The organism is Actinomadura sp. 7K534, assembly GCF_004348575.1.
GTDB lineage: Bacteria > Actinomycetota > Actinomycetes > Streptosporangiales > Streptosporangiaceae > Spirillospora > Spirillospora livida.
Window position 1 is genome coordinate 1 of record NZ_SMKB01000034.1, and the last position, 25,286, is coordinate 25,286.

At 70.4% G+C, this 25,286-nt stretch carries 25 protein-coding genes; 3 read left to right on the forward strand and 22 right to left on the reverse strand.

Annotated features, from left to right (window positions below):
• Positions 1 to 89 precede the first annotated feature (89 nt).
• The 6 genes from E1266_RS10030 to E1266_RS10055 form a co-directional block, all read right to left on the reverse strand.
• Positions 90 to 1,022, reverse strand: coding sequence for a DUF222 domain-containing protein (locus E1266_RS10030; protein WP_165966013.1), 933 nt, complete (start codon positions 1,020 to 1,022; stop codon positions 90 to 92).
• 577 nt (positions 1,023 to 1,599) lie between these two features.
• Positions 1,600 to 2,052 carry a hypothetical protein gene (locus tag E1266_RS10035; protein WP_132046039.1) on the reverse strand — a complete coding sequence of 151 codons (453 nt, stop codon included), beginning with the start codon at positions 2,050 to 2,052 and terminating at the stop codon, positions 1,600 to 1,602.
• Positions 2,053 to 2,062: 10 nt separating this feature from the next.
• Complete coding sequence (locus tag E1266_RS10040; RefSeq protein ID WP_132046040.1) at positions 2,063 to 3,145, reverse strand: DUF6745 domain-containing protein; 1,083 nt, start codon at positions 3,143 to 3,145, stop codon at positions 2,063 to 2,065.
• A gap of 103 nt (positions 3,146 to 3,248) precedes the next feature.
• Positions 3,249 to 4,445 carry a serine hydrolase domain-containing protein gene (locus E1266_RS10045; protein ID WP_132046041.1) on the reverse strand — a complete coding sequence of 399 codons (1,197 nt, stop codon included), beginning with the start codon at positions 4,443 to 4,445 and terminating at the stop codon, positions 3,249 to 3,251.
• Between the two features lie 378 nt (positions 4,446 to 4,823).
• The gene (locus E1266_RS10050; protein WP_132046042.1) at positions 4,824 to 6,209 is read right to left on the reverse strand and encodes an FAD-binding oxidoreductase; all 1,386 of its coding nucleotides are present in this window, start codon (positions 6,207 to 6,209) and stop codon (positions 4,824 to 4,826) included.
• A gap of 153 nt (positions 6,210 to 6,362) precedes the next feature.
• Complete coding sequence (locus tag E1266_RS10055; RefSeq protein ID WP_132046043.1) at positions 6,363 to 7,955, reverse strand: GMC family oxidoreductase N-terminal domain-containing protein; 1,593 nt, start codon at positions 7,953 to 7,955, stop codon at positions 6,363 to 6,365.
• A gap of 71 nt (positions 7,956 to 8,026) precedes the next feature.
• Between E1266_RS10055 and E1266_RS10060 the strand changes: the two genes are divergently transcribed.
• Both E1266_RS10060 and E1266_RS10065 read left to right on the forward strand, forming a co-directional pair.
• Entirely contained in the window at positions 8,027 to 8,653 is a 627-nt protein-coding gene (locus E1266_RS10060; protein ID WP_132046044.1) for a cob(I)yrinic acid a,c-diamide adenosyltransferase, read from the forward strand.
• A gap of 130 nt (positions 8,654 to 8,783) precedes the next feature.
• Positions 8,784 to 9,728 (forward strand): DUF4097 family beta strand repeat-containing protein, encoded by a 945-nt coding sequence (locus E1266_RS10065; RefSeq protein ID WP_165966014.1) that lies wholly within the window; start codon positions 8,784 to 8,786, stop codon positions 9,726 to 9,728.
• Here E1266_RS10065 and E1266_RS10070 read toward each other — a convergent pair.
• From E1266_RS10070 to E1266_RS10135, 14 genes are all read right to left on the reverse strand, one after another.
• The gene (locus tag E1266_RS10070) at positions 9,713 to 11,248 is read right to left on the reverse strand and encodes a M28 family peptidase (protein ID WP_132046046.1); all 1,536 of its coding nucleotides are present in this window, start codon (positions 11,246 to 11,248) and stop codon (positions 9,713 to 9,715) included. The genes E1266_RS10065 and E1266_RS10070 overlap by 16 nt on opposite strands.
• 181 nt (positions 11,249 to 11,429) lie before the next feature.
• The gene (locus E1266_RS10075; protein ID WP_132046047.1) at positions 11,430 to 11,903 is read right to left on the reverse strand and encodes a DUF2550 domain-containing protein; all 474 of its coding nucleotides are present in this window, start codon (positions 11,901 to 11,903) and stop codon (positions 11,430 to 11,432) included.
• Positions 11,904 to 11,941: 38 nt separating this feature from the next.
• Complete coding sequence (locus tag E1266_RS10080; RefSeq protein WP_132046048.1) at positions 11,942 to 12,328, reverse strand: F0F1 ATP synthase subunit epsilon; 387 nt, start codon at positions 12,326 to 12,328, stop codon at positions 11,942 to 11,944.
• A gap of 81 nt (positions 12,329 to 12,409) precedes the next feature.
• Positions 12,410 to 13,840, reverse strand: coding sequence for a F0F1 ATP synthase subunit beta (gene atpD, locus E1266_RS10085; RefSeq protein ID WP_132046049.1), 1,431 nt, complete (start codon positions 13,838 to 13,840; stop codon positions 12,410 to 12,412).
• 2 nt (positions 13,841 to 13,842) lie between these two features.
• Positions 13,843 to 14,739, reverse strand: a complete 897-nt coding sequence (locus E1266_RS10090) for a F0F1 ATP synthase subunit gamma (RefSeq protein WP_132046050.1) — start codon at positions 14,737 to 14,739, stop codon at positions 13,843 to 13,845.
• Between the two features lie 6 nt (positions 14,740 to 14,745).
• A complete protein-coding gene (gene atpA / locus E1266_RS10095; RefSeq protein WP_132046051.1) occupies positions 14,746 to 16,380 on the reverse strand; it encodes a F0F1 ATP synthase subunit alpha in 1,635 nt (544 codons plus the stop codon).
• 121 nt (positions 16,381 to 16,501) lie between these two features.
• Complete coding sequence (locus E1266_RS10100; protein ID WP_132046052.1) at positions 16,502 to 17,371, reverse strand: F0F1 ATP synthase subunit delta; 870 nt, start codon at positions 17,369 to 17,371, stop codon at positions 16,502 to 16,504.
• On the reverse strand, positions 17,368 to 17,925 hold the full coding sequence (locus tag E1266_RS10105) for a F0F1 ATP synthase subunit B (protein ID WP_131954123.1): 558 nt from the start codon (positions 17,923 to 17,925) through the stop codon (positions 17,368 to 17,370). Before E1266_RS10105 ends, E1266_RS10100 begins: the two co-directional genes overlap by 4 nt.
• Positions 17,926 to 17,957: 32 nt before the next feature.
• Positions 17,958 to 18,188: an ATP synthase F0 subunit C gene (gene atpE, locus E1266_RS10110; RefSeq protein WP_131878293.1), complete on the reverse strand. Its 231-nt coding sequence runs from the start codon at positions 18,186 to 18,188 to the stop codon at positions 17,958 to 17,960.
• 108 nt (positions 18,189 to 18,296) lie between these two features.
• Positions 18,297 to 19,094 (reverse strand): F0F1 ATP synthase subunit A, encoded by a 798-nt coding sequence (atpB, locus tag E1266_RS10115; protein WP_132046053.1) that lies wholly within the window; start codon positions 19,092 to 19,094, stop codon positions 18,297 to 18,299.
• 61 nt (positions 19,095 to 19,155) lie between these two features.
• A complete protein-coding gene (locus tag E1266_RS10120) occupies positions 19,156 to 19,380 on the reverse strand; it encodes a hypothetical protein (RefSeq protein ID WP_132046054.1) in 225 nt (74 codons plus the stop codon).
• A gap of 84 nt (positions 19,381 to 19,464) precedes the next feature.
• Positions 19,465 to 19,881: a hypothetical protein gene (locus E1266_RS10125; RefSeq protein ID WP_132046055.1), complete on the reverse strand. Its 417-nt coding sequence runs from the start codon at positions 19,879 to 19,881 to the stop codon at positions 19,465 to 19,467.
• Between the two features lie 254 nt (positions 19,882 to 20,135).
• Positions 20,136 to 21,290, reverse strand: a complete 1,155-nt coding sequence (locus E1266_RS10130; protein ID WP_132046056.1) for an MraY family glycosyltransferase — start codon at positions 21,288 to 21,290, stop codon at positions 20,136 to 20,138.
• Between the two features lie 180 nt (positions 21,291 to 21,470).
• The gene (locus E1266_RS10135; RefSeq protein WP_132046057.1) at positions 21,471 to 22,598 is read right to left on the reverse strand and encodes a DUF2207 domain-containing protein; all 1,128 of its coding nucleotides are present in this window, start codon (positions 22,596 to 22,598) and stop codon (positions 21,471 to 21,473) included.
• A gap of 353 nt (positions 22,599 to 22,951) precedes the next feature.
• Between E1266_RS10135 and E1266_RS10140 the strand changes: the two genes are divergently transcribed.
• Positions 22,952 to 23,377: a hypothetical protein gene (locus tag E1266_RS10140; protein ID WP_132046058.1), complete on the forward strand. Its 426-nt coding sequence runs from the start codon at positions 22,952 to 22,954 to the stop codon at positions 23,375 to 23,377.
• Positions 23,378 to 23,463: 86 nt separating this feature from the next.
• Here E1266_RS10140 and E1266_RS10145 read toward each other — a convergent pair whose 3' ends face one another.
• The gene (locus tag E1266_RS10145; RefSeq protein ID WP_132046059.1) at positions 23,464 to 24,366 is read right to left on the reverse strand and encodes an L-threonylcarbamoyladenylate synthase; all 903 of its coding nucleotides are present in this window, start codon (positions 24,364 to 24,366) and stop codon (positions 23,464 to 23,466) included.
• A gap of 59 nt (positions 24,367 to 24,425) precedes the next feature.
• A complete protein-coding gene (prmC, locus tag E1266_RS10150) occupies positions 24,426 to 25,286 on the reverse strand; it encodes a peptide chain release factor N(5)-glutamine methyltransferase (RefSeq protein WP_132046060.1) in 861 nt (286 codons plus the stop codon).

A 25,286-nucleotide genomic window follows, 5' to 3' on the forward strand; every position in this document is an offset into this window, starting at 1 on the left:
GCCCCCGCTACCGGACAAGGTCTGGATCAACCCGCCACCCCAACCCCAGACCGACAACAAGCCACAAACCACCCACGTGGCCTGACGTCTCATCCGGTTTGACAGGTTCCGGAGTGAGCGACGGCGGGGGCGGACGGCGCGACATCACCATCGCCGACAGAACCACCGCTCGCATTGTCGTCGCGCGTCTCCGTCAGCAGGGCGCGGATCGCCTCGGGCAGTTCAGCGCCGTGCAGCAGTTGTGCGGCGAGGTCGGCGCGGATCGCGCTCAGTGGCCGGGCGTCGCCATCGGCCTTGATGCCGTGCGCGGCGGCGGTAATCTTGTTGAAGATGGCGTGGGCATCCTCGGCGGCCAGGTCGCACAGGACCAGATCGCTGGTACCGGACGGGGTGTCCCACAGCTCCAGCCGCCGTAGCCGGGCCGCCTCCCGCCTGCGCTCTTCGACTGCTTCGGGTGCGAGGCGCTGCGCGATTCTCCTGATGCGGCGGCGCAGTTGTCCCGTGGTCTGCCCGGACGCAGTCTCCAGCGCCGCACGCTCCACCCGTCCGGCCACCTCTTCGGGAAGCCGGTCGGTGACATCGCAGATGACGCGGGCCTTGGCCATGTCGAGTCGTCCGGCGCCGAGCGCCTCTCCCGTCTCGGCCAGGGGGCCGGTCAGCCGCTCGGCGAGGTGGACCAGGTTGGCGGCGGTGTTGCTCGTAACGGTCAGTGCGGCGGCGACCTCTTCGGTGACCGACTCCCGGCCGGACAGGATCCGGTGGTCAGTGTCGTCGGAGTCCTCGTCGGCGGTGTGGCGGCGGGTGAGTTCGGCGATCGCGGCCAGCTCCCGCGCCTGCGCCCACGAGGTCTGCCGCCGGGCCGCCGCCGCGACCTGGAGCAGTTCTTCATCGGCCAGATCGTCCAGCCGGTTCTTCTCACCGGACAGGCAGATAGCCAGTTGCGGACCAGGCGGGAACCACTCGCGATCTTCCCATTCACGCCGGTCATTGGCGACCACGCCAACCGGTGCGAGCACCGTCACGAACATTCACCCCCAACCCGAATTCCGTCCCCCCATCATAAACGATTGCTCCACCAATACCGGCAGACAATTCAGACACGCCACATTACTGTCACCACCTTTTTCCAACCCTTCACCAAACACCAACGCCCCGAAAACAAAAACCCACCCCCTCGCCGAGGGCCTTCCGCGCGAAGCGCGGCCCAACCAGCCCCCCGCACGAACTCCGCAGATGAACACCACACCCAAACCACCACCGCAACCAAAGTGACAGCAACCGGCGACACACCGGAACAAGCGCACCCACCCACGGAAGGCACCTCAGCCGCCCACCACGGCCACCACACAAAACCGATAGAAAGCAGATCTCAGCCACGCACCGACCAAGACAGGAACGCAGCGACCAGCCAGCAGCGGAACCCCACCAGCAAAAGAGATCACCAATCGAAGCACCGAGGAAGGCGCTGCCTCCGAAAGCAGCGCCCACCCACGGCTTACGCAACAACCGCCCACGTATCGGATACACCCACCAAAGAATGACGCCCGCGCAGCCAGCCAGGCACCAGACCGGAAGGCACACCGAGCAGGGCCACATGCCTCAGTCAGCGACCAGGCGCGACCCCAATGACCCCCATCCCCCCGCCGCGTATTCGCGCTGCCGCCGGACGACATAGCGCCCCGGCGTACACCCAGAGGCACCATGCTCAGGATGCAGCAGATAGACAGGAGCAGACGCCTCGAAGACACCAATAGCAAGGCCACCGGCGTCCGACAAATGCGTAGTCCAGCGACAAGCGCCAGGATCGGCGACGAGCGTATGCGGATTACCGCCCGCCGCACCCCGGAGCAGTTCAACCCCTTCGGCCGGCACTTCCCTCCAGGTGGCATTCGGCCAGAACGACACGGACACCGAGACCTCAGAGAACGGAATGACGATCAGGTCGCCCTGAGCTTGGATCCCGTCGATAACGGGGATGCTCACCGATTGCTCAAGATGGTCGAGCACGGCGAGCCCAGTCTGTTGGGAAAGAGACGCGAGAGTTACAGTCATCGAAGTCACCTCAGGTTCGGCGGACGAGTCGTGAGTACTGATCACCGGACAGCCCGTACGTCCATCCGGCGGCGGCGACCGGGTCGTCGATCCCGCCCGGCACGGTCAGCCCGTACCGGCGGCGGTGCCCGTCGCGTTCGACGGAGCCGTTGACCGCGAGCAGCACCCGGGTCTGCTCCCGAAGGTCGTAGAGCCGCAGTTCGGAGCCGGGGTTGCCGGGGTCCGGCGCGGCGGCCACCAGCCGCAGCCCGGCCCGGTCGATGTAGTCGCCCCAGCCGATCTTCTCGATCGCGCACCGGCGGACCTCGATGTTGGTCTCCCGCGCGATCCGTTCGACGTCGGGTTCGTCGTCGATCACCCAGGACGGCACTTTCGTGCCGTGCCAGGCATGGACGTCCCAGCCGTCGGCGAACCGGAGGGCCGGGCCGTCCGGGCGATGCAGCCGCACCTGCCCTTCGTCGCCCCAGACCTCGGTATGGATCTCGACGGGCCGCTCGGATACGACGCAGACGTCTTCGCGCGGCCACCACCAGCCACACGACCGGACCGCCGCCCCCCAAAGGTCGAGCAGACAATTCTGCTCAGGCGTGAAGACGACACCGGACGTCCGGCGAATCGCGTCGTAGTGGGCGGACCAGGACGCACAGAGAGCCGCGTACCAGGAGTCGCTCCGCCAGCCCACATCCCGAACCGACCAGAGCGCCATGGCGAGCGTGCTGCGGCGGGACGCCATGAGCGGCGCTCGCACGACCTGCCCCAACAACTTGTCCAATGCACGCTGATGGCGCATAACGGAGACATCGAGCTGCGCGGTCAGTTCACTGATCAGCCTGCGGAACCGCAGCACCAGCGGCCAGTCGGCGATACGGTCCACAGACTCGGACGCCCGCAACCGCAGTCCAGGCGGAACGGTCTCCAGGGCAGCCACAGGTGAGGCGACCCAGTGGAAACGTGGAGGATCGGCCCCGATCAGCCGGTACAGCTCAGAGATGGCGGCCTCGGCGGCCGCACGGTCAGCGGGCAGGCTGGAAAGCAGATGACCAAGCCATTCCGCGCGGATCTCGGCAGCTTCCCGCTGCGCGAAGACGCTCACCGGACGAGGGCGGCGGCGCCCCTTTCGTAGATCATGGCCAGGATGGTGACAGACCAAGCCCCCACCTGTCCACCTCCTTTCCGTCCCCCCGGTAGACGACGTCCTACAGACGACGCCTGACTTCGGTCGCCCTGCGCCGAGCCACACGAGCACGAACACGACGGACCGCGCGCTCCGCCCTCCTCCTCCGTACGGCCTGGATCATCGCCGTCTCCAGCCCCAGTGCCAGCCGAATACCGTCGGCGAATTGGTAGGCGCGGTCCGCCAACCCGGCGGTCAGAAGGCTGGGCAGATACGCGAAGGAGAACCCTCGCCGGGGGTCGGCGAATGCCAGGCCGCCGGTACCGGACGGCCAGCCGAAGGCGCTCCCGTCGCCCATGTCCACAGTGCCGACGAAGTACCCCAATCCTCTGGGCGACGGCAGCCCGGTCACCCGGTCTTCCTTCATCGTGACCACCGCCGAGAGCCGACCGGTCCTGATCGGGCCGATGAGGCGAATGCCGTCCACCTCACCGATGAGCGCGGCGTACATGCGAGCGAGGGCATCGGCCGTCGCCGCACCGCCGGACGGAAGGTCCAGCACCTGACTCTCGGGCCGGTTCGTCAATGCGGCACCCACCTGCATCCATGGCGGAACTACCTCGTGGTACAGCGAACCGTCCGGGAAGTCCAGCAGGCTGTCCGATCGGTCCCCGTCCTCCAGCCGCGCAACTCGGTACAGGTGTCCGGCCGGGACGCCGAAGAACAGGTCGTCGGGGACGCCGAGCGGAGCGGCGACCTCGTCCCGCAGCACCGCCGAGACGGGCCGCCCGGTGACCCGGCGGGCGACCTCGCCGAGGATGAAACCGTAGGTCAGCCCGTGGTGCCCGCTCGTGGCGCCCGCCCGCCAGAGCGGCCGCAGGTCCGCGATCCGCGCGCACAGCCCATCCCAGTCGGCGAGGTCGTCGAGTGTGATGCCGGCCGGGGTCTGCGGTACCCCGGCGGAATGGGTGAGGACGTGTGCAAGCGTGACGTCGGTCTTGCCGTGGGCGCCGAACTCCGGCCAGTAGGCGGCGACCGGGGTGCCGTAGTCGAGCAGTCCACGCTCCGCAAGCACATGGACGACCGTCGAAATCGGCCCCGGGCCACTGGGAAAGAGCGTTCGCTCGTCGACCGGGCGGCCCGTAGTCGCATCGGCCTTACCCACGCACACGTTCACCACGGGCTCGCCGTTCAGGTAGGCGGCGACTTGGAGCCCGACCTCCTGCCCGGACGCGACGAACCGCTCGGCCAGTTCCTGCGTGCCCGCCTGGGCGTCCATCTGAGGCTCCTTCGTGGGGGTGGGCACGAATCTAAGGCGTCCTAGGGGCCCGGATAAGGCGTCGTACCGATGTGGGGGGTGGGGTCTTAGGACGAGCCTTGTACATGTCGGGCCAAGACGGGTCCGGCGGGAACAGGGAGACGGACATGAACCGTCCGGAATTCAGCAATGTGATCATCAAGGACCGCGTGCGGGCGCTGCGGGAGGAAGCCAAGAAGGCGCACCGCGTCCGCGTCGCCAAGGCGAGCAAGCGGTGACGCCCCCCGCCTGTACGCACGCCGCGCCCCCGTCCTTCCGGACGGGGGCGCTCTCGTTTACAGCGCCGCAGGCCAGCCCCCCTTCCGGCGCGGCCGGGCGTCGAACGTGTGCGGCCGGGCGTCAGACGTGCGCAGCCGGACGAATGTTCTGGTTGGCCTGGAAGAAGTTGCCCGGGTCGTACTCGGCCTTGATCCGCGCGAGTTCGTCGTAGTGGTCCCCGTACGTGGCCCGAACCCGGTCCTCCCTTTCGTCCGCCCCGATGAAGTTCACGTAGGAACCCCCCATCGAGTGCGGGTGCAGCGCCTCCCAGTAGTCCACGCACCACTGCCGGATGAGCGCGGCGTTCGCCGGATCAGGGTCGATGCCGACGTAGACGGCCGACCATAGAGCGTCCCGGTAGCTCCAGGCGGTGTCGTCGGCGCCCATCCGGTGCACCGCGCCGTCGATCGGATAGAGGTGCATGGTGGACAGCGGGGTCGGCAGCTCCGAACCGTGCTCGAGGTGCAGATCGATGGCGTCGTCACCAATGCGGTCGAAGAAGTCTCCCCGCCAGTACCACTGCAGCCCGGGCGGGAGAAGCTCGTCGAACATGCTCTGGAGCATGGGGTAAGGCATGGGCGCCGTGAACTGGAACGCAGGACGCCCGGCATCGTTCACCGACGCAATAGCGTCCTCCAGTCCGTTCGGATCGCCCGTGTAGCACCACACGACGGCGCACATCTTCTTGCCGTGAAGCTCCTCGGGGAACGGCGGCCCGGGCGGGACGGTGAGGACGGCGAAGAAGCCGCTCAGGTCCTCGGGCGCCTGAGGCAGGAACTCCCGGTACCACCTCAGAACCTCAGGGACCGCGTCGATCGGCCACGCGGTGATGCCCACCCCGACCGTGTCCACCGGGTGGAGCCGGTAGGTGAACGAGGTGACGACGCCGAAGTTCCCGCCTCCGCCGCGCAGCGCCCAGAACAGATCAGGGTCGCGCGTCTCGGACGCAGTGACCAGCGACCCATCCGCCAGAACAACGTCGGCGGCGATCAGGTTGTCCACCGTGAGGCCGTACTTGCGGGTGAGGTGCCCGTGGCCGCCGCCGAGCGTGAGCCCGCCGACCCCGGTGGTCGAGTTGATCCCGGTGGGCGTGGCCAGCCCGAAGCCGTGGGTGGCGTGGTCCAGGTCGCCCAGCAGGCTGCCTCCGCCGACCTCGGCCGTGCGCGCCTCCGGGTCGACCCGCACCCACCGCATGGGCGACAGGTCGATGGTCACGCCGCCCTCCACCAGGCACAGGCCGGCGCCGCTGTGCCCGCCGCCCCGGACGGCCGGTTCGGCGCCGATGTCGCGGATCATGCCGATGGCCTCCGCCACGTCCGCGGCGTCGGCGCACCGGACGATGGCGGCGGGACAGGTGCCGATCATCGCGTTGTAGATCGCGCGGGCCCGTTCGTAGTCCGAGTCCTGCGGTCCGAGGACCGGGCCGCGCAGCGTCGTCCGCATGGATTCCAGAACCGTGGCCTCCATCTGGGCCTCCCCCGCCGGGCCGCGGCACACCCCTGCCTCGCGCGCCCGTGCTGTCTTCGGTCCCGCCGGGTCCATCCCGGCGCGGTCACCACCAGCATCACCGCACGACAATCCCGACAAAACCAGACAAAAGGAAAATACGGCGGAGGGGCCCTAGCGCGAGGCGTTGGCCGGCTTGAGCGGCGTACGGCCGCGGATCAGGTCGGCGGCGCGCTCGGCGATCGCGATCGTCGGCGCGTTGGTGTTGCCGCGCGGGACGGCCGGCATCACCGACGCGTCCACCACCCGCAGGCCGTCGACGCCGCGGACGCGCAGCTCGGGGTCGCAGACGGAGTCGCCGCCGCCCATCGCGCAGGTGCCGACGGGGTGGAACAGGGTCGCGACCTGGCGGCGCACGTAGTCCCGGACGGCCTCGTCCGACTCGATCTGCTCGCCGGGCGCCCACTCGCCCCCGACCAGCGACGCCAGCGGCCCGGACGCCGCGATCTCCCGCGCCTGGCGGACCCCGGCGACCAGCACGTCCAGATCGGCCTTGTCCGCGAGGTAGGCGGGGTCGATCAGGGGCTTGGCGTAGGGGCTGGCGGAGCGGAGGGTGAGCGAGCCGCGGCTGGCGACGGAGATCGCGGTGACCATGACCGACAGCAGCCGCTCGGCCACCTCCACGAGCCCCTGCTCGACGAACGGCGTGGGCAGGACGTGGTACTGCAGGTCGGGGGCGGGCAGCCCCTCGACCGTCCGGACGAACCCGCCCGCCTCGGCGATGTTGGACGCGTAGGGTCCCCGCCCGAGCGCCTGGTAGAGGGCCAGGGAGCGCGCGTTCGCCAGCTCCCACAGGCTCTTGCTGCGGGGCGTGGCGAACATGACGTTCACGAACGGGTGGTCCTGGAGCCGCTGCCCGACCGGGGAGTCGGCCAGGACGTCGATCCCCACCGAGCGCAGGTGGTCGGCGGGCCCGACGCCGGAGAGCATGAGCAGCTGCGGGCTGTTCACCGCGCCGCCGGACACGATGACCTCCGCCCCGGCGCGGGCCAGCATGGTCTCACCGCGCGCCTCGTACCGGACGCCGGTGGCGCGGCCGTCCTCGATCACCACCCGGGTCGCGAGCGCGTCGGTGACGACGGTGAGGTTCGGGCGGTACTCGATCGGGTGCAGGTACCCGGCGGCGGTGGACCAGCGGCGGCCGCGCTTGTGCGTGACCTGGTAGAAGCCCACGCCGTCCTGCCGCGCGCCGTTGAAGTCGGGGTTCGCGGCCAGCCCGTACGCCTTGGCCGACTGCACCCAGGCGCGGGTCAGCGGGTGCTTGTAGCGCAGGTCCTCCACGCGCAGCGGCCCGCCGACGCCGTGGTACGGGACGTCGCCGCGCTGCTGGTCCTCGGCGCGGCGGAAGTAGGGCAGCAGGTCCTCGTAGCCCCAGCCCTCGCAGCCGTGGACGTCGCGCCAGGTGTCGTAGTCGTACCGGGAGCCGCGCACGTAGATCATCGCGTTGGTGGACGAGCTGCCGCCGAGCGTGCGCCCCCGCGGCCAGTACACGCTGCGTCCGGCGGCGTTCTCCTGCGGGACGGTGGCGTAGTCCCAGTCGAACGGGCCTTTGATCATGCCCGCCACGGCGGCCGGAATGTGGATCTCGGGCGCGTCGTCGGGCGGGCCGGCCTCCAGCAGCAGGACCGCGACCGACGGATCCTCGGTCAGCCGGGCGGCGAGAACGCACCCCGCGCTGCCCGCTCCCACGATGATGTAGTCGTACACGGCGGCCTCCGGGAGTCTTTCCGAAACCCTACCGAACGTGCTTCGATGCCCTGCGGCGCTAGGGTGCGGCTATGGCGAAGAACAGGGATAACCCCGTCGTCCTGTCGCGGATCTACACCCGGACCGGGGACGACGGCACCACCGCGCTCGGCGACGCGTCCCGCACCCGGAAGACGGACCCGCGCCTCGCCGCCTACGCCGACGTCGAGGAGGCCAACGCCGCGATCGGCACCGCCATCGCGCTCGGCGACCTGCCGGAGAACGTGGTCGCGCTGCTGACCCGCGTCCAGAACGACCTGTTCGACGTGGGCGCCGACCTGTGCGCGCCGGTCGTGCCGGACCCGCAGTACCCCCCGCTGCGCGTCGAACCGCCTTACATCGAACGCCTTGAGGCGGCCTGCGACGAGCACAACGAGACGCTCGAACCGCTCCGCAGCTTCATCCTCCCGGGCGGGACCCCGGGCGCGGCGCTGCTGCACGTCGCGCGGACGGTCACGCGGCGCGCCGAACGCTCCGCCTGGGCGGCCGTCGAGGCGCACGGCTCCGCCGCGGACGGCGACCCGGAGGCGGCCGAGGGCGGCGTCAACCCGCTGGCCGCCACCTACCTCAACCGGCTGTCCGACCTCCTGTTCATCCTCTGCCGCGTCGCCAACGCCGAGCACGGCGACGTCCTCTGGAAGCCCGGCGGAGAACGCTGACCCGGTCCGCTCCCCCGCCCGGGGTGGGGTTAGCCCCACCGCACGATGACCGGCTCCCCTCCTGGTGACGGCGTCCCGTGAAGAGCAGGCTGGTTCCGTACGGGCGCAAGGCGACAACGGGAGTGACCACGTGAAGACCCTGACGGCGACGGCGGTGCTGGCGGTCGCGGCGGCCGCGCTGACCGGCTGCGGCAACGTGAGCTTCGGCAGCGGCGAGGAGACCCGCTCCTACACGGCGCCCGCCGGCATCACCGCATTGAAGATCACCGGGGACGGGAGCCGGGTGCAGGTGACGGCCACCGACACCCCCACGATCAAGGTCAGCGAGCGGCTGCGCTGGTCCAACGAGAAGAACAAGCCGGTCGCCAAGCGGCTCACCGAGGACGACACGCTCACGCTGTCGGCCAAGTGCGCCAAGGCGACGGTGGGCTTCAGCCGATGCGGGGTCTCCTACCGCGTCCAAGTCCCCCGCGACGTGCCCGTGGAGATCGACAGCCGGGACGGGTCGATCACCGCGTCCGGCCTCGCCGGGGCGGTGAAGCTGCACTCCCACAACGGATCGATCGAGGTGACCGACCTGCGGGCGACCTCGGCGTCCATCAGTTCCAGGGACGGGTCGCTGCGCGTCTCCGGGCGCGCCACCACCGCCGACCTGGACAGCAGCAACGGCTCGGTCGTCGCGACGGGACTCACCGCCGACCGGCTGACGGCCCGCTCGCGCGACGGCCGCATCAAGCTCAGCGGCGACGTCAAGACCGCCGACCTGGACACCGCGAACGGCTCCATCGACGTCGCGGGGCTGACCGCCGAACGCGTCACCGCCAAGACGCTCGACGGCGGCGTCCGGCTCGGGTTCGCCTCCGCTCCCGCGCACGTCCGGGCCAGCAGCGCCAACGGCTCCATCCGCGTCTGGCTCCCGGGCGGCGAGGGCTACGCCATCGCCATGTCCACGGCCAACGGCTCCAGGACGATCGACCCGTCCGTGCACCAGGACTCGGCGTCCGCGCGCAGCGTCAAGCTGGACACCCGCAACGGCAGCATCCTCGTCGACTCGGCCGATCACCGAAGCTGGTAGGGGCCCTGCCAGAGCGGCCGGTAGGACGGGTCCAGCGCCACCTGCACGCGCGCCCCGCCGTTGACCGCCACCGTGGTGCGCGCCAGGTGCTGGGTGACGTGCGCGATGCCGTCGACGTTCGTGTCGAGGAACCTCAGGTGCACGTTCCTCAGCCGGTCGCACGCGGAGTGGTAGCACGGGTCGTACGCCTTGCCCGCCCTGCCGCCGAACGCCTTGGCCTCCGCGGCGGTCTTCACGCCGTCGGCGCCGGTGTCCATGCCGCCGACCGGGATGCCGTGCTCGGCGAACGGGCCGTAGTCGGAGCGCCCGTTGAGGGAGCTCTCGGTCGTCGGCAGCCTGCGGCCCTTGAAGTAGTCCCGGAACATCTTCTCGATCGCGCCCGAACCGGCGGGCGCCCGCGTCCCGGCGCGGGTGGAGTGGTCGCCGTCGTACACGCCGCGGGTGCCGTTGCGCGACCCGAGCATGTCGAAGTTCAGGTTGAGGGCGATGGCGTCGCGGTCGCGGCGGTCCAGGGACTCCACGTAGTGCGTCGAGCCGCGCAGGCCCTCCTCCTCCGCGCCCCACCAGGCGAACCGCACCCGGTTGCGCAGGTCGCCCCTGCGGAGCTTCCCGATCTTCCCGGCGATCGCGAGGAGCGCGGCGGAGCCGGTCGCGTTGTCGTTGATCCCGGGGCCGTCCTTGACGCTGTCGAGGTGCGCGCCGAGCAGCACCACGTTGTCGCCCCGGCCCCGCTCGGTGTCGGCGATGACGTTGGACGCCGACCGCTTCCCGTGGACGGTGTCGGTCTTCACGCGCAGCGTCAGGCCGCCCTTCCTCCTCGCGGCCCTGGCCAGTGCCGCGCCGAGCTCGTGGGTCGGGCCGACGACCGGGATCCTGGACGGCTTGCGGACCGTCCCGTTCACCGGCCCGTCCTCCCCCGGCACGTTGTAGATCACGGCGGCGGCGGCCCCGGCGGCGCGGGCCCGGGCGGCCTTCTTCTCGAACGTGCAGCTCCCCCGCTGCATCAGCGCGATCGAACCCTTCCGGAAGCCCCTGAAGTCGCGCCGGTCGCAGCCGCTCGTCCCGTCCTCGCCCTTCGCCGGGACGTCCACCGCGACCACGCGCGCGGTCACGTCGCCCGAGCCGGAGTAGGCGTAGGTGGCGAAGTCCTCGCCGCGCTTGTAGGACTTCTTGGACGGCTTCGTCCGCGCCAGCACCGGCCCCGACCGCTCCCGCCAGTACGGGTACCGGAACTTCTGGATCTTCGGCCGGAACCCGGCCTTCCGCAGCCGCCCGACGACGTACCGCACCGAGACGTCGTAGCCGGCGCCGCCCGCGGCGCGGTGGCCGCCGTTGTAGTCGGCGATCTCCTCGAACGCCTTCAGATGGGCCTGGACGTCCTTCAGCGTGACGAGCCGGGCGAGGGTGGGGCGGGCCGGCGCCGCGTCCGCGGGCGGCAGCACCGACGGGATCACGGCCACGGGGAGGAACGCGGCGGGCAGCGCCACGGCGGCACCGGTGAGCAGCTTCTTCTTGCGCACGTGCACTCCTGCGAACGGAGACGGAGCGGACCAGCAGCGATGATGGTCACGCGTCCCGGCCGCCTCAAGCGGCGGCGCCGCGCGCACGCCGATTCCATACCGGCGCCTTACCCGCCCATGCAGGTTCACCCGGGACCGTTCCCCCGGGCCGGTTCTCCCAACGCCGAATCTCTGGGCGCGCTCAGCAGGCTTCGTCGGGGGGGTGCAGTTCCACGGGGGTGCCCGGCGGGGCCGCCTCCAGCCAGGAGAGGAAACCGGTCAGGGCCGCCGCGCCCATCGCCAGCTCCACGGTCAGGTCGCCGTCCCTGACCTCGATGATGCTCACGTCCGGCAGCAGCCCCTCGGCCTCCTCCGGGTCCGGGACGCGCCGGTTGGATACGACGAGGCCCCGGCGGTGGATCACCTGCCGGGGCCTGCTGCGGAACTCGAACACGCGGTGCCAGTGCAGGGCGTCTCCCCTGTAGCGGCCGATGCCGAGGCGCCACACTCCCGGGGCTCCGCCCTCCGGGTCCAGCACCCGGAGGCTGCACTCCACGGCGCCGCCGCCCCGCGCGAACAGCCGGCGGCGCACCGCCATGGAGAAGAACAGCAGCGCCGCCACCAGGATGAGCGCGACGAGAACGCCGCCCGCATCCAGTGCCAGATGCCCGTCCAAGTCCCCCGCCGCCCGTCCGGAGCCGTCGTCGTCCGGCGTTAAGCCTCGATGCCTGCCGCGCGCAGCCGCGCCCGGGCCCGCCGTTCCGTGGTCGCGTCCTCGCTCTCGGCGGCGAGCGCGTCCTCCAGCGCCTGCCGCGCGTCCTGGACGTCGACCTCGTGGCCGAGCTCCGCCTGCTCGGCCAGCACCGACACCTCGTCGGCCGCGACCGAGAAGAAGCCGCTGCCGACCATCGCGACGATCGGCTCGCCGCCGTCGGCCGGCTCGACCTTCACCACACTGCCGTCGAGGAGGACGCCCAGCACCGGGGCGTGGCCCGGCAGGATGCCGAGCGAGCCCTCGATGGTCTGCGCGACCACCATCTTGGCCTCGCCGGACCAGATCTCGCGCTCCGGCGACACCAGCCCGACTCTCAGGTTTGCCACGTCTGTCTCCTCCGACTCACTGGAGCGGTATCGGCGGGACCGCCCCGGACGGCGCGTCCGGGGCGGTCCCGCCGGGGCGGACTACTTCTCCAGCTCCCGGGCCTTCTTCTCGACGTCCTCGATGCCGCCGCACATGAAGAACGCCTGCTCGGGCAGGTGGTCGTACTTGCCCTCGGAGAGCGCCTTGAACGAGGCGATCGTCTCGTCCTTCGGCACCGTCTCACCGGGCTGCCCGGTGAACTGCTCGGCCACGTACATCGGGTGCGACAGGAAGCGCTCGATGCGCCGCGCCCGCTGGACGGTGACCTTGTCCTCCTCGGACAGCTCGTCGATACCGAGGATCGCGATGATGTCCTGCAGCTCCTTGTACTTCTGCAGGATCCGGATCACTTCCTGCGCGACCTCGTAGTGCTCGTTCCCCAGGATCTGCGGGTCCATGATCCGCGAGGTGGAGTCGAGCGGGTCGACCGCCGGGAAGATGCCCTTCTCGGAGATGCCGCGGGACAGGGTCGTGGTGGCGTCCAGGTGCGCGAACGTGGTGTGCGGCGCCGGGTCGGTGATGTCGTCGGCGGGCACGTAGATCGCCTGCATCGAGGTGATCGAGTTACCGCGCGTCGAGGTGATCCGCTCCTGCAGCACGCCCATCTCGTCGGCCAGCGTCGGCTGGTACCCCACCGCGGACGGCATGCGCCCGAGCAGCGTGGAGACCTCCGAACCGGCCTGCGTGAACCGGAAGATGTTGTCGATGAACAGCAGCACGTCCTGGTTCTGCACGTCGCGGAAGTACTCCGCCATCGTCAGCGCGGACAGCGCCACGCGCAGCCGGGTGCCCGGCGGCTCGTCCATCTGGCCGAACACCATCGCGGTGTCCTTGAGGACGTCCGCCTCGGCCATCTCCACCCAGAGGTCGTTGCCCTCGCGGGTGCGCTCGCCGACGCCGGCGAACACCGAGGTGCCGCCGAAGTTGCGGGCGACGCGGCGGATCATCTCCTGGATGAGCACCGTCTTGCCGACGCCCGCGCCGCCGAACAGGCCGATCTTGCCGCCCTTGACGTACGGGCACAGCAGGTCGATGACCTTGATGCCGGTCTCCAGCATCTCCGTCTTCGACTCGAGCTGGTCGAACGCCGGCGCGCTGCGGTGGATGCCCCAGCGCTCGTTGATCTCCAGGGACGCGGTCGGGACGTCCAGCGCGTCACCGAGGGCGTTCCACACGTGGCCCTTGGTGATGTCGCCCACCGGCACCGAGATCGACTTCCCGGAGTCGAGTACCGGCGCGCCCCGGACCAGGCCGTCCGTCGGCTGCATGGAGATCGCCCTGACCATGTTGTCGCCGAGGTGCTGGGCGACCTCGAACGTCAGGGTCTTCTCCTCGCCGCCGAGCGAGATCTCCGCATTGAGGGCGTTGTAGATCTCCGGGATGGCGTCGGCGGGGAACTCCACGTCGACGACCGGGCCGATGACACGGGCGACGCGCCCGGTCGCGGTCGCCGTCTCTACCTGAGCAGTCATTGTCACTCCCCGCCAGACTCGGCGAGCGCGTCAGCGCCACCGACGATCTCGCTGATTTCCTGGGTGATCGCGGCCTGCCGCGCCTGGTTCATCTGGCGCGTGTAGACCCCGAGCAGTTCGTTGGCATTGTCGGTCGCCGACTTCATCGCCCGCCGGACCGCGGCCTGGAACGCCGCCGCCGACTGGAGCAGCATGTGGAAGATGCGGCTCTCGACGTAGTTGGGCAGCAGCAGGTCGAGCGCGGCCGCCGCGGACGGCTCGAACTCGTACGCCGGCGGGACCTTGGAGGACTCGGCCTCCTCGATCTCCAGCGGCATGAGCCGGGTGACCCGCACCTGCTGGGTGAGCATCGAGACGAACTCGGTGTAGACCACGTGGATCTCACCGACCCCGCCCTCGGCGTCGGTCTTGAGGAAGTCTTCGGTGAGCCGGCGGCCGATCTCCTCCGCGCTGCCGAAGGTCGGACGGTCGCTGAACCCGTGCCAGGTCTCGGCGACGTCCCGGTCCCGGAACCGGTACCAGGTGATGCCCTTGTTGCCGACGACGTACGGGACCGGCTCGCGTCCCTCGTCCCGCAGCGCCTTGATCAGGGACTCGGCCTCGCGGATCACATTGGCGTTGTAGGCGCCGCAGAACCCGCGATCGCTCGTGATGATCAGGACCGCGCTGCGGTTGTCCGCCGGCTGCTCCTGCAGCAGCGGGTGGTCGATCCCGACGTGGTGGCTCACCAGCGCGGTCAGGGCCTGCGTGATCTGGTCGGCGTACGGCTTGGACGCCGCCACCGCCTGCTGGGCCTTGACGATCCGCGACGTGGCGATCATCTCCTGGGCACGCGTGATCTTGGCGGTCGACTTGACCGACCTGATCCGCTGCCGGAGTTGGCGAAGTTGTGCGGCCATCGCCCGTCAGTCCTTCTTGACGCGGGTGATCGTCTCCTGCTCGACGTCCTCGTCCGCGATCGCCTCGACGGGCTCGTCCGCCAGGATCTCGCCCTCGCTGGTCTGGAAGCCCTTCTTGAAGGCCGTGACGGCCCTCTGCAGGCTCGCGAGGCCGTCGTCGGAGAGCTTGCCGGTCTCCCGGATGGAGGTCAGCAGGCCGCTCTCCTCCCGCTCCATGTAGTCGAGGAACTCGCGCTCGAAGCGGCGGATGTCGGCCACGGGGACGTCGTCCAGCGCGCCGGAGGTGCCCGCCCACACGGACACGACCTCCTGCTCGACCGGGAACGGGCTGCCCTGCGGCTGCTTCAGCAGCTCGACCAGGCGGGCGCCGCGATCGAGCTGGGCGCGGGAGGCGGCGTCGAGGTCGGACGCGAACGCCGCGAACGCCTCCAGGTCGCGGAACTGCGACAGCGCGAGGCGCAGCGTACCGGCGACGGTCTTCATCGCCTTGATCTGCGCGTCGCCGCCGACCCGGGACACCGAGATGCCGACGTTGATCGCCGGGCGGACGCCCTGGTTGAACAGGTCCGTCTCCAGGAAGCACTGCCCGTCGGTGATGGAGATGACGTTCGTCGGGATGTACGCCGACACGTCGTTGCCCTTGGTCTCGATGATCGGCAGGCCGGTCATCGAGCCGCCGCCCATGTCGTCCGACAGCTTCGCGCAGCGCTCCAGCAGCCGCGAGTGCAGGTAGAAGACGTCACCGGGGTACGCCTCGCGGCCCGGCGGGCGGCGCAGCAGCAGCGACACCGCGCGGTACGCCTCGGCCTGCTTCGACAGGTCGTCGAAGACGATCAGGACGTGCTTGCCCTGGTACATCCAGTGCTGGCCGATCGCGGACCCGGTGTAGGGGGCGATGTACTTGAAGCCCGCCGGCTCGGACGCGGGGGCCGCCACGATCGTGGTGTACTCCAGCGCGCCGGCCTCCTCCAGGGAGCGGCGGACGTTGGCGATCGTGGAGCCCTTCTGCCCGATCGCGACGTAGATGCAGCGGACCTGCTTGCTCTCGTCGCCGGACTCCCAGTTCTCCTTCTGGTTGATGATGGTGTCCACGCAGACGGTCGTCTTGCCCGTCTGCCGGTCACCGATGATCAGCTGCCGCTGACCGCGGCCGATCGGCGTCATCGCGTCGATGGCCTTGATGCCCGTCTGCAGCGGCTCGTTGACCGACTGCCGCTGCACGACGGTCGGGGCCTGCAGTTCGAGCGCGCGGCGCTCGGTGGTCTCGATCGGGCCCTTGCCGTCCAGCGGGTTGCCCAGCGCGTCCACGACGCGGCCGAGGAAGCCGTCGCCGACGGGGACCGAGAGGACCTCGCCGGTCCGGCGGGCCTTCTGGCCCTCCTCGATCTTGCTGAAGTCACCAAGGACAACGGCGCCGATCTCGCGCACGTCCAGGTTCAGAGCCAGGCCACGGGTGCCGTCCTCGAACTCCACGAGTTCGTTCGCCATCGCGGAGGGCAGGCCCTCGATGTGGGCGATGCCGTCGCCGGAATCGACGACGGTGCCGACCTCTTCGCGCGCGGCGGCCTCGGGCTCGTACGACTGGACGAAGCGCTCCAGCGCGTTCCGGATCTCATCCGGACGGATCGTCAGCTCCGCCATGATTCCTCTCTTGCTCCCTCTTGGGTCAGATCCGGCCCGAGGGGGGACGACCCCCCACGACCCCCCGACCGACTTCGTCGGAATCGGTCCGCCGGCCTACAGTCGGCTCTTCCCGCCGGCCTCAGCCGGCGCCGAGCCGCCGGCGGACGTCGTCCAGCCGTCCGGCGATCGTGCCGTCGATGATCTCGTCCCCGATCTCGATCGACAGGCCGCCGATCGACGCGGGGTCGATTTCGATGTTCAGGTGTACGTCGTGGCCGTAGGCGGTGGCGAGCACCGCGGCGAGCCGCGTCCGCTGCGCCTCCGACAGTTCGACCGGCGTGCGGACCAGCGCGACCAGCCGCTGCCGCCGCTGGGCGACCAGCCTGCCGTACTCGGCCAGCCCGCTCTCCAGGCTACGTCCTCGCGGACGCAGCACGAGTTCGGTGACCAGCGTCATCGTCGCCGGGGTGACCTTGCCGTCCAGCAGCGCGCCGACCAGGCCGAGCTTGCGGTCGTCCGGCAGGCCCGGCCCGGCGAGGGCGCCGCGCAGTTCCGGCTCGCGCTCGACGACCCGGGAGAACCGGAACAGCTCGTCCTCCAGGTCGTCGATCCGCCGGTCGGCCTCGGCGCGGGCGGCCTCGGCGGTGACCGCGAGGGTCTCCACCGCGTCCGACAGCTCCGACGGCTTGGACCAGCGCAGCCGGACGACGTCGGCGACCAGCCCGAGAGCGGCCGGCGACACCTTGCCCTCCAGCAGGATCCGGACGAGCTGTGCCTTGTCGGCACCGTCCCGCGCGGGGTCGGAGACCGCCCGCCGCAGGCCGTGCTCGCGGTCGATCAGGTGCAGCACCGCGAACAGGTCGCCGCCGAGCTCGGCCAGGTCGGCCGTGTCAGTCTGAGGGGACGACCCCCCAGACCCCCCGGCAACGGCAGTAGCGGAGATGACCGCCTCAAGCCGCTCCCTGGCCTCGGCCAGCGACGCCCTGCTCACCGCTCCCGTGATGGTCATGATGTGATCTGCTCCTGCGTGCGAGCACGCTCCTCGAGCTCCTCGAGGAACCGGTCGACGACCCGGCTCTGCCGCGCGCTGTCCTCAAGGGACTCGCCCACGACCCGCCCGGCCAGCTCGACCGACAGGGCGCCGATCTCGGCACGCAGCGACTGCAGCGCCTGCTGCCGCTCCGCCTCGATCTGCGCCTTGGCGTTGTCGACGATGCGGCGCGCCTCGACCTGGGCCTGCTCCTTGGCCTGGGCGATGATCTGCGCGCCCTGCTCCTCGGCCTTGCGGCGCTCGTTGGACGCCTCGACCGCGGCCGCCTTCTGCTGGGCCTTGTGCTGATCGAGGACCTGCTGCGCCTCCTTCTGCGCCTGCTCGGCCCGCTCCAGCCCGCCCTCGATCGCCTGGGTCCGCTCCTCCAGCACCTTCTGCAGTCGCGGAGTCAGGATCTTGCCCAGGACGATCATCACGACGAGGAACGAGAAGACCCCGACGACGAGCTCGTACGCGTGCGGGACGAGAGGGTTGTTCTCCTCCGCCGCTAGGACGGAAGCTGCTCCGATCATGTCTGCAGCCCTTCCTCAGATGAGACCCGTGCTCAGATGCCCTGGAAGATGAACGGCGCGACCAGGCCGATCAGCGCCAGCGCCTCGGTGAGCACGAAGCCCAGCATCATGTTGGTGCGGATGACGCCGGTCAGCTCCGGCTGGCGGGCGATCGCGTTCACGCCCTGACCGAAGATGATGCCGACGCCGATGCCCGGGCCGATGGCCGCGAGACCGTATCCGATCGAGGTGACGTTACCGCTGACCTCGGCGAGGACTCCCATTGATCTTTCCTTTTCTGTCGGCCGGCGGAGACTCCGCCGGTCTGGGCTGAACGTTGTTGCTCGGACGGGGGCGCCGCGCCGGGGAGGCGCCGCGGATACCCCGAGGGCTCAGTGCTCGGCTTCCAGGCCGCTCTGGATGTACATGGCGGCGAGCATCGCGAACAGGAACGCCTGCAGGAACTGGATCAGCAGCTCGAACGCGGTCATCACGATCGTGATGAGCACGCCGATGATGCCGACCCCGAACCCGGCCAAGGTGGGCTTCTCGAACAGGAACCAGAAGCCGACGAGGCTGAAGAACGCGAGGATCGTGTGGCCGGCGAACATGTTCGCGAAGAGCCGGACGGCGTGCGTGAACGGCGCCAGGATCAGCGTGGACAGGTACTCGATCGGCACCAGCAGGAAGTAGACCGGCAGCGGCAGGCCGGGCGGGATCATGTTCGTGAAGTACTTCACCGGGCCCTGGTGCTTCATGCCCAGGTAGACCTTGGTGATGTAGACGATGATCGCCAGCACGGCCGGGAACGCGATGTGCGACGCGATCGGGAACTGGATGACCGGGACGACCGCGAAGATGTTCCAGATCCAGATGAGGAAGAACAGCGACATCAGCATCGGCATCCACCGGTCGGTGTTCTTGCCGAGGAACGGGCGGGCGATCTCGTCCCGCACGAACATGTAGCCGATCTCGCCGACGTTCTGCATGCCCCGCGGCACCAGCTTCGGCTTGGCGAACGCCATCCAGAACAGGGCGCAGGTGACCAGCGCACCGAAGACGGCGAAGACGACCGGCTTGGTCAGCCACTCGGGGCCGCCGGCGAACAGGGGCGGGAAGTCGAACAGTTCCGGGCCGGGTGCCTGGAACTCTCCCCCTTCGGAGGCGGCGAGGACCGTCTGCGCGTTCACGCGGCGTTCCCTTCATCAATGTGGTGATGTCTCACGGGCGCTTCCTCGGCGGCGGGGCCGCTCAGGAGGTGTGGCGACCGAACTGCAGGTAGACCAGGTACGTGGCGAGCCCGACGCCGATGACCACACCGATCGGGATCAGCCAGTCCTGCCCGGTCCAGTTGGCCAGCAGCCAGCCCAGACCGCCCCAGATGATGATTCCGGAGAGCAGGTAGCCGGGCACGGACCAAGCGACGTCGGCGAATTCCCGCTGGCCGTCCTCCGGCCGACGTTTCTGCTCGCTCATCGCGCTCCGGACGATAGCAGGCCACCCATGCGGTGGTCATATTGGAGTAGCCCGTTGGGAACGTCACCTTCCGCGACGCCTCCATCACGGACTCCGGTCCAGCGCGTTCTCGGTGTCGTCAATGTAGGGCCTCTGCTTCAGGGCGACTCGGAACTCGGCGGCGATCCAGAGCAGCGCGAGGCCGATGACCGTCCAGCCGAAGACCTTGGTGTTCCAGATCGTGACGCCGTCCATGGCCGTGACCAGCACCATCACCGCGAGGATCTTCACCAGGTAGCTCGCGAGGGCGGCCAGCATCATCGTCTGGGCGGAGATCTTGCCCGCCCAGGAGACCACCACCGCGCTGATGGAGAAGAAGGCGATCACCACGACGGCGGCCAGCGCGGCCGCGAGGGCGCCCTTGGCGCCGGCGGCCAGCAGGGCGATCAGGACGGCACCCACCCCGACGACCGCGGTCGGGATCGCGGCGCCGCGGAGCATCCGGGCGTCGTTGGATTGCATGAGGGCTCCGGCTGGTCACGTTCAGTGGTCGTTTTGCTGTTCGTGAAAGGTATCACAAGCGTCCGGATTGTCCACAATTACCCTGAAGGTAATGCGGTTTCCGGTGGTCGGCGGTTTCCGAAGTCCGCGGCGCAGTGCCCGGTTCAGGTGCGTCGCGCGCACTCCGCGTGGCCGCCCGCGACCCCTGGACAGATTGCGTCCCGCTGCGGCCGCGCACAGTCTATCCGCAGATCAGAGCCGTTGTCGGCCGGTCGTCAGACGGGGAGTCGCGGCCGTTCGGCGGCGTGGTCGCCGGGGGCGACGGGACCGTGCCGGCGCAGCCGGCGCGGCTTGTAGAGCATGAGCATGATGCCGGCGACCGCGACCAGCAGCGTGACGCCGAGGGTGATCCACGCGGCGTCGAACAGCGCGAGCCCCACCAGCCCGGACGCCAGCAGCCCCACCCAGAAGTACATGATCAGCACGGCGCGGCGGGTGGAGTGGCCGAGTTCGAGCAGCCGGTGGTGCAGGTGCTGCTTGTCCGGGGAGAACGGCGACCGGCCCTGGTTCGTGCGCCGCCACACGGCGAGCAGCATGTCGATGAACGGGACCGCGGCCACGGCCGGGATCAGCAGCACGGGCACGAAGAACGGGAACAGCCCGTTCGCGAGGATCGCCGGGTCGAACTGCCCGGTCAGCATGATCGTGGACGCGCTGAGCAGCAGGCCGATCAGCATCGAGCCGGTGTCGCCCATGAAGATCCGGGCGGGGCTGAAGTTGTGCGGCAGGAAGCCCGCGCACATCCCGAACAGGACCGCCGCGATGAGGGTCGCGCCGGTCAGCGTGGTCATCCCGTTCGCCTTCGACAGCAGGTAGGCGTAGGAGAACAGCGCCAGCGCCGCGATCCCGACGACGCCCGCGGCCAGCCCGTCGAGCCCGTCGATGAAGTTGACCGCGTTGATCGTGGCGACCACGACGAGGACGGTCAGCGGCACCCCGTAGGCGGGCGGCAGCGACAGCGACTCGCCGGTGGGCAGCGGGATCACGTAGATCTGGATCCCCTGCATGATGAAGATCCCCGCGGCGGCGACCTGCCCGGCGAACTTGGTGAGCGCGTCCACCTCCCAGCGGTCGTCCGCGATGCCGATCAGCACGATCAGGCCGCCGGACAGCAGCAGCGCCTTGCCGACGCTGATGTCGCCGTCCCCGAGGACCTTGCGCATCTCGGGGAGCCCGGTCGCCACCACCAGCGCGGCGACCATCCCGCCGAACATGGCGAGGCCGCCCAGCCGGGGCGTCGGGATGACGTGGACGTCGCGGTCGCGGGGCACGGCCTGCGCGCCGAACCAGATGGCGAACCTGCGCACCAGCGGCGTCAGCAGGTAGGCGACCAGCGCGGCGACGAGGATGCTGAGCAGGTATTCCCGCACTCCCCTGCGCCTCCTTCGCCCAGCATCGCCGGTGGTTGACTGCCCCGTGGGCGCCGTTCCGCACATCGCGGGCCCGCGCACCGCGCGGCGCCGTCACCCTGATGAGACGGCCCGCGAGGGCGATCTGTTCACGCACGTGATCGGACAACTGTAATCCTCCCGCGCGCCGCCCGCGCCGGGTTACGGGGTCCGGAGCCGGTGGACGCAGACCACCCCGGCGCCGACGATCATCAGGGCGAGCCCGGCGAGGCTGCGGTCGCCGAGCGAGAACGCCCAGAACCCGTGCGCCGCGACCTCGCCGCCCGCGTCGGCGACGACCAGCAGGGCGCCCGCCGCGGCCAGCACCGGCCCGGCCGGGCGGCGCGGCGCCGGGCGGCGGCGCAGCAGCGGCACCATCCCGAGCGACAGCGCGAGCAGCGCGGTCCCGGGCCAGTCGCCGGCCCAGCGCGGCGGGACGTGCCGCGGCGGCGGGACGGCGATCGCGCGCTTGGGCAGCTTCACCCGGATCTTCATGCCCTCCCGCGGGGCGAGGGCGCGCTGGATGAAGTCCACGGCGTAGGGGCCGTCGCGGTCGCGCAGGCACCGGGTCGTCGCGCCGGGCGCCCCGGCGCGGCAGGTCGCGTGCCGCAGCGGGACGGGCGCCTCCACCCGGACGGCCGCGTTCCTGATCGGGACGTTCCAGCTCGTGCCGATCGCGTCCCAGACCAGCTCGTCGTGCCCGGCGCGCGGGGTGAAGACCCGCGCCACGTCGTACTCGATCACGTACGCCTGCCGGCCGCGGACCTCGTGCTGCCGGGCGCCGACGCTGATCTGCACGTCGTTCAGGAGCCGCGTCGTCCGCACCCGGGAGGGGGCGCCGGTCGAGGAGCCGGCCCGGACGGCGCGCACCTCGTACAGCCGGTCGCCGCGGCGGAACGGCACCTGCCGGACGATGCCGTGCCGCCCGGACTCGTCGAAGTCGTAGGTGATCGTCTCCCGGACGCGCAGCACCCCGTCGGTGCCGATGGCGAGGACGACGTCGTAGGTGGCGATGCTCTCCGCGATGTCCCCGGCGGCGGTCTCCGGGGGCGGGACGGTTCCGGAGACGGCGGGCGCGGGACGTGCCGTCCCCCAGGGCGCACCGCGTCCGCCGGTCCCGCCGGTCCCGTCGTCCCCCGTCGGGCGGTCCTCGTCGGTGTGCGCCGCGCCGGCAGTCCCGCCGCCGTGAACCTGGGCGGCGGCTTCTGCGGGCAGCATGAGGCCGAGGGTCAGCAGCAGCGCGCCCGCTGCGGTCGCGGGCCCCCGGACACGGCCACGCACGTCAGGCATAGTTTCACCGCTGCCGTCGCTGTGTCGGCGTAACGACGGCGTTACTCACGCCAGGCTACGTGCCCCTTCCCATGGGGACAGCCGCTGTGACCTTTGTCATGGAAACGCGCCCCGGCGGGCATTCCGGCGGGCGGTTTCCGGTCCGTCCCGCCGTGCCGCAACGGCCTGCGGGGCGGACCGGACGCCTCGCGCGGACGCTTCCCGGACCATTGGACGCCACCGGACCGGCATTGGTTCGCCCCGCCGCCATTTTCGACCTGCCCTGGTCGGGGGCTAAAAAACCCGTAAAGATGATCAAGATCTTGGTGCTAGGTTATCCGCCGATAACCCCCGGAGTCCAAGATGGAGGACCTATGCGGCGATTCGCTGCGATTGCCCTGAGCGCCGGCACCCTGATGGCCGGAATGACCGCCGTGGCCGCTCCCGCCGAGGCGGCGACGAAGTGGGCGCCCTACAACAGCTACGGGAACCTCAGCGCCTGGGGCACCTACACCCGGAGCGGCGGCACGACCTACGTGAAGGGCTACCTGCGGGACAGCAAGAAGAACGGCTGGACCGCGTGCGTGCGTTTCCTCTTCACCGAGGGCACCAAGCGCTACTGGTCGCGCCACAAGATCATCGGCGTGACCTCGAACGGCACGCAGTACAACTTCGACGGCGTGGCGACCGTCAGCATCGCCGCGAAGTCGAGCTACAGCAGCCACCTGTGGGTGCAGGAGTGCGGCCGTAACAAGAAGACCGGCAAGTACTACTACGGCAAGGGCAAGAAGCTCTTCTGAGCCGATTTCCGCCGCCGATGAAGAAGGTCCCGCCCGGCCCGGCGGGGCCTTCCGCTTCTCTCAGGCCGGTTCTCTCAGGCCGGTTCTCAGGCGTTCTTCGGCTGCGATCCGCCGCCGTCCTTGGTGAGCGAGGGGCCCTCCGGGGCGGCGGAGTCCTCGGGCTGCGGGTCCGGCGCGTCCCCGGCGGCGCCCGGAGCGGGCTCAGGCTGCGCGTCCGGCGTTTCGGTCGTCTCGTCCTTGCTCAGGGAAGGCTTGCGCAGTTCGACCCGGGAAGCGGCCTCTGGAGCCTCGGCGGACCCGTCCTCGGCATTCAGCCCGTCCTGCTCATCACCGTCCGGTTCGTCCTCTTCGATCAGCAGCACGCCGACGACCGTGCGGATCTTGTACTCGGGGATGGCGCCCGCCCGCAGCAGCCGCGGGATCGACCCGGTCAGGTCCACGATCGTGGACGGGTCGCCGGGCCCCGACTCACCGGCGTCCAGGTACACCGAGACCGCGTCGCCGAGCATCTTCTCGGCGTCCGCGGCGTTGCGCGCCGCTGCCTGCCCGCTGAGGTTCGCACTGCTGACGGCCAGCGGACCGGTCTCCTTCAGCAGCTCCACCGCCAGCTCGTGCATCGGCATCCGCACCGCGACGGTCCCCCTGGTCTCACCGAGGTCCCACATGAGGTTCGGGTTGGCGCGGCACACCAGCGTCAGGGCGCCCGGCCAGAACTCGTCGATGAGGTCCTGCCCGTAGGTGCCGAGGTCGTCCACCAGCGCCGTCGCGGCCCGGACCGACCCCACCAGAACCGGCGGGGGCATCTCCCGCCCGCGCCCCTTGGCGTCCAGCAGCGCCGTCACCGCCGGCGGGGTGAAGGCGTCGGCGGCGACGCCGTACACCGTGTCGGTCGGCAGCACGATCAGCTCACCGCGCCGCACCGCCGAGACGGCCTCGGCGATTCCGCGGGTGCGCTCCATCGGGTCGGAGCAGTCATATCGTCGGCTCACGGTCGCCGTCTTCCCATCTGCGCAGCGCTCTCGGGTATGGCACGGCCAAGGATAACGGGCTACTCGGCCGCCAGCCGCGCGGTGACGAAGCGGTCCCGGTTGGTCAGGTCGCGGCGGTTGCGGACGTCCCGCCACCCCCGCTCCTCCGCGAACACCCAGTAGACGTCGTTGCCCTGCAGGTCACTGTGCTCGACCGCCGCGTAGCCGCCGGGCCGCAGCAGCCGGCGGGCGGTGTCCTCGACCACGCGGATCGCGTCCAGCCCGTCGTCCCCGCCGCCCCACAGCGCGTCCGCGGGATCGTGGTCGCGGACGTCGCGCGGCACGTACTCCCACTCGCTCATCGGGATGTACGGGGGGTTGCTGACCACGAGGTCGACGGTGCCGTCCAGCTCCTTCAGCGCGGTGGCGAAGTCGCCGAGGTGCAGCCGGACGCGCCCCCGCTCGTCCAGTTCCTCGACGTTGCGGGTGGCGTGCACGAACGCGGTCGGGTCCTTCTCCACCGCGTGGACGCGGGAGCGCGGCGCCTCCAGCGCGATCGACAGCGCGATCGCCGCCGACCCGGTGCCGAGGTCGACGACGAGCGGGTCGCGGACGTCCATGTCGCGCAGCGTCTCCAGCGCCCAGCCGACCAGCACCTCGGTCTCCGGGCGCGGGACGAACACGCCGGGCCCGACCTTCAGCTCCAGGTAGCGGAAGTACGCGCGGCCGGTGATGTGCTGCAGCGGCTCCCCCGCCTCGCGGCGCGCGACGAACTCCCAGAACCGGGCGTCGAACGCGCTGTCGGGGACGCCGTGCAGCTCGGTCCGCCGCACCCCGTGCACCGCCGCCGCGAGCTCCTCCGCGTCGGCGCGGGGCGAGGCCGCCCCGGCGTCGGCCAGCCGCGCGGTGGCCCTGGCGATCTCGTCGAGCAAGAGGTTCAT

Coding starts and splice junctions, on each gene's coding strand:
- E1266_RS10035 (WP_132046039.1), bottom strand. CDS start 2,052: ATGACTGTAACTCTCGCGTCTCTTTCCCAACAGACTGGGCTCGCCGTG.
- E1266_RS10045 (WP_132046041.1), bottom strand. CDS start 4,445: ATGGACGCCCAGGCGGGCACGCAGGAACTGGCCGAGCGGTTCGTCGCG.
- E1266_RS10050 (WP_132046042.1), bottom strand. CDS start 6,209: ATGGAGGCCACGGTTCTGGAATCCATGCGGACGACGCTGCGCGGCCCG.
- E1266_RS10060 (WP_132046044.1), top strand. CDS start 8,027: ATGGCGAAGAACAGGGATAACCCCGTCGTCCTGTCGCGGATCTACACC.
- atpD (WP_132046049.1), bottom strand. CDS start 13,840: ATGACTGCTCAGGTAGAGACGGCGACCGCGACCGGGCGCGTCGCCCGT.
- E1266_RS10090 (WP_132046050.1), bottom strand. CDS start 14,739: ATGGCCGCACAACTTCGCCAACTCCGGCAGCGGATCAGGTCGGTCAAG.
- atpA (WP_132046051.1), bottom strand. CDS start 16,380: ATGGCGGAGCTGACGATCCGTCCGGATGAGATCCGGAACGCGCTGGAG.
- E1266_RS10100 (WP_132046052.1), bottom strand. CDS start 17,371: ATGACCATCACGGGAGCGGTGAGCAGGGCGTCGCTGGCCGAGGCCAGG.
- E1266_RS10105 (WP_131954123.1), bottom strand. CDS start 17,925: ATGATCGGAGCAGCTTCCGTCCTAGCGGCGGAGGAGAACAACCCTCTC.
- atpE (WP_131878293.1), bottom strand. CDS start 18,188: ATGGGAGTCCTCGCCGAGGTCAGCGGTAACGTCACCTCGATCGGATAC.
- E1266_RS10120 (WP_132046054.1), bottom strand. CDS start 19,380: ATGAGCGAGCAGAAACGTCGGCCGGAGGACGGCCAGCGGGAATTCGCC.
- E1266_RS10125 (WP_132046055.1), bottom strand. CDS start 19,881: ATGCAATCCAACGACGCCCGGATGCTCCGCGGCGCCGCGATCCCGACC.
- E1266_RS10135 (WP_132046057.1), bottom strand. CDS start 22,598: ATGCCTGACGTGCGTGGCCGTGTCCGGGGGCCCGCGACCGCAGCGGGC.
- E1266_RS10140 (WP_132046058.1), top strand. CDS start 22,952: ATGCGGCGATTCGCTGCGATTGCCCTGAGCGCCGGCACCCTGATGGCC.
- prmC (WP_132046060.1), bottom strand. CDS start 25,286: ATGAACCTCTTGCTCGACGAGATCGCCAGGGCCACCGCGCGGCTGGCC.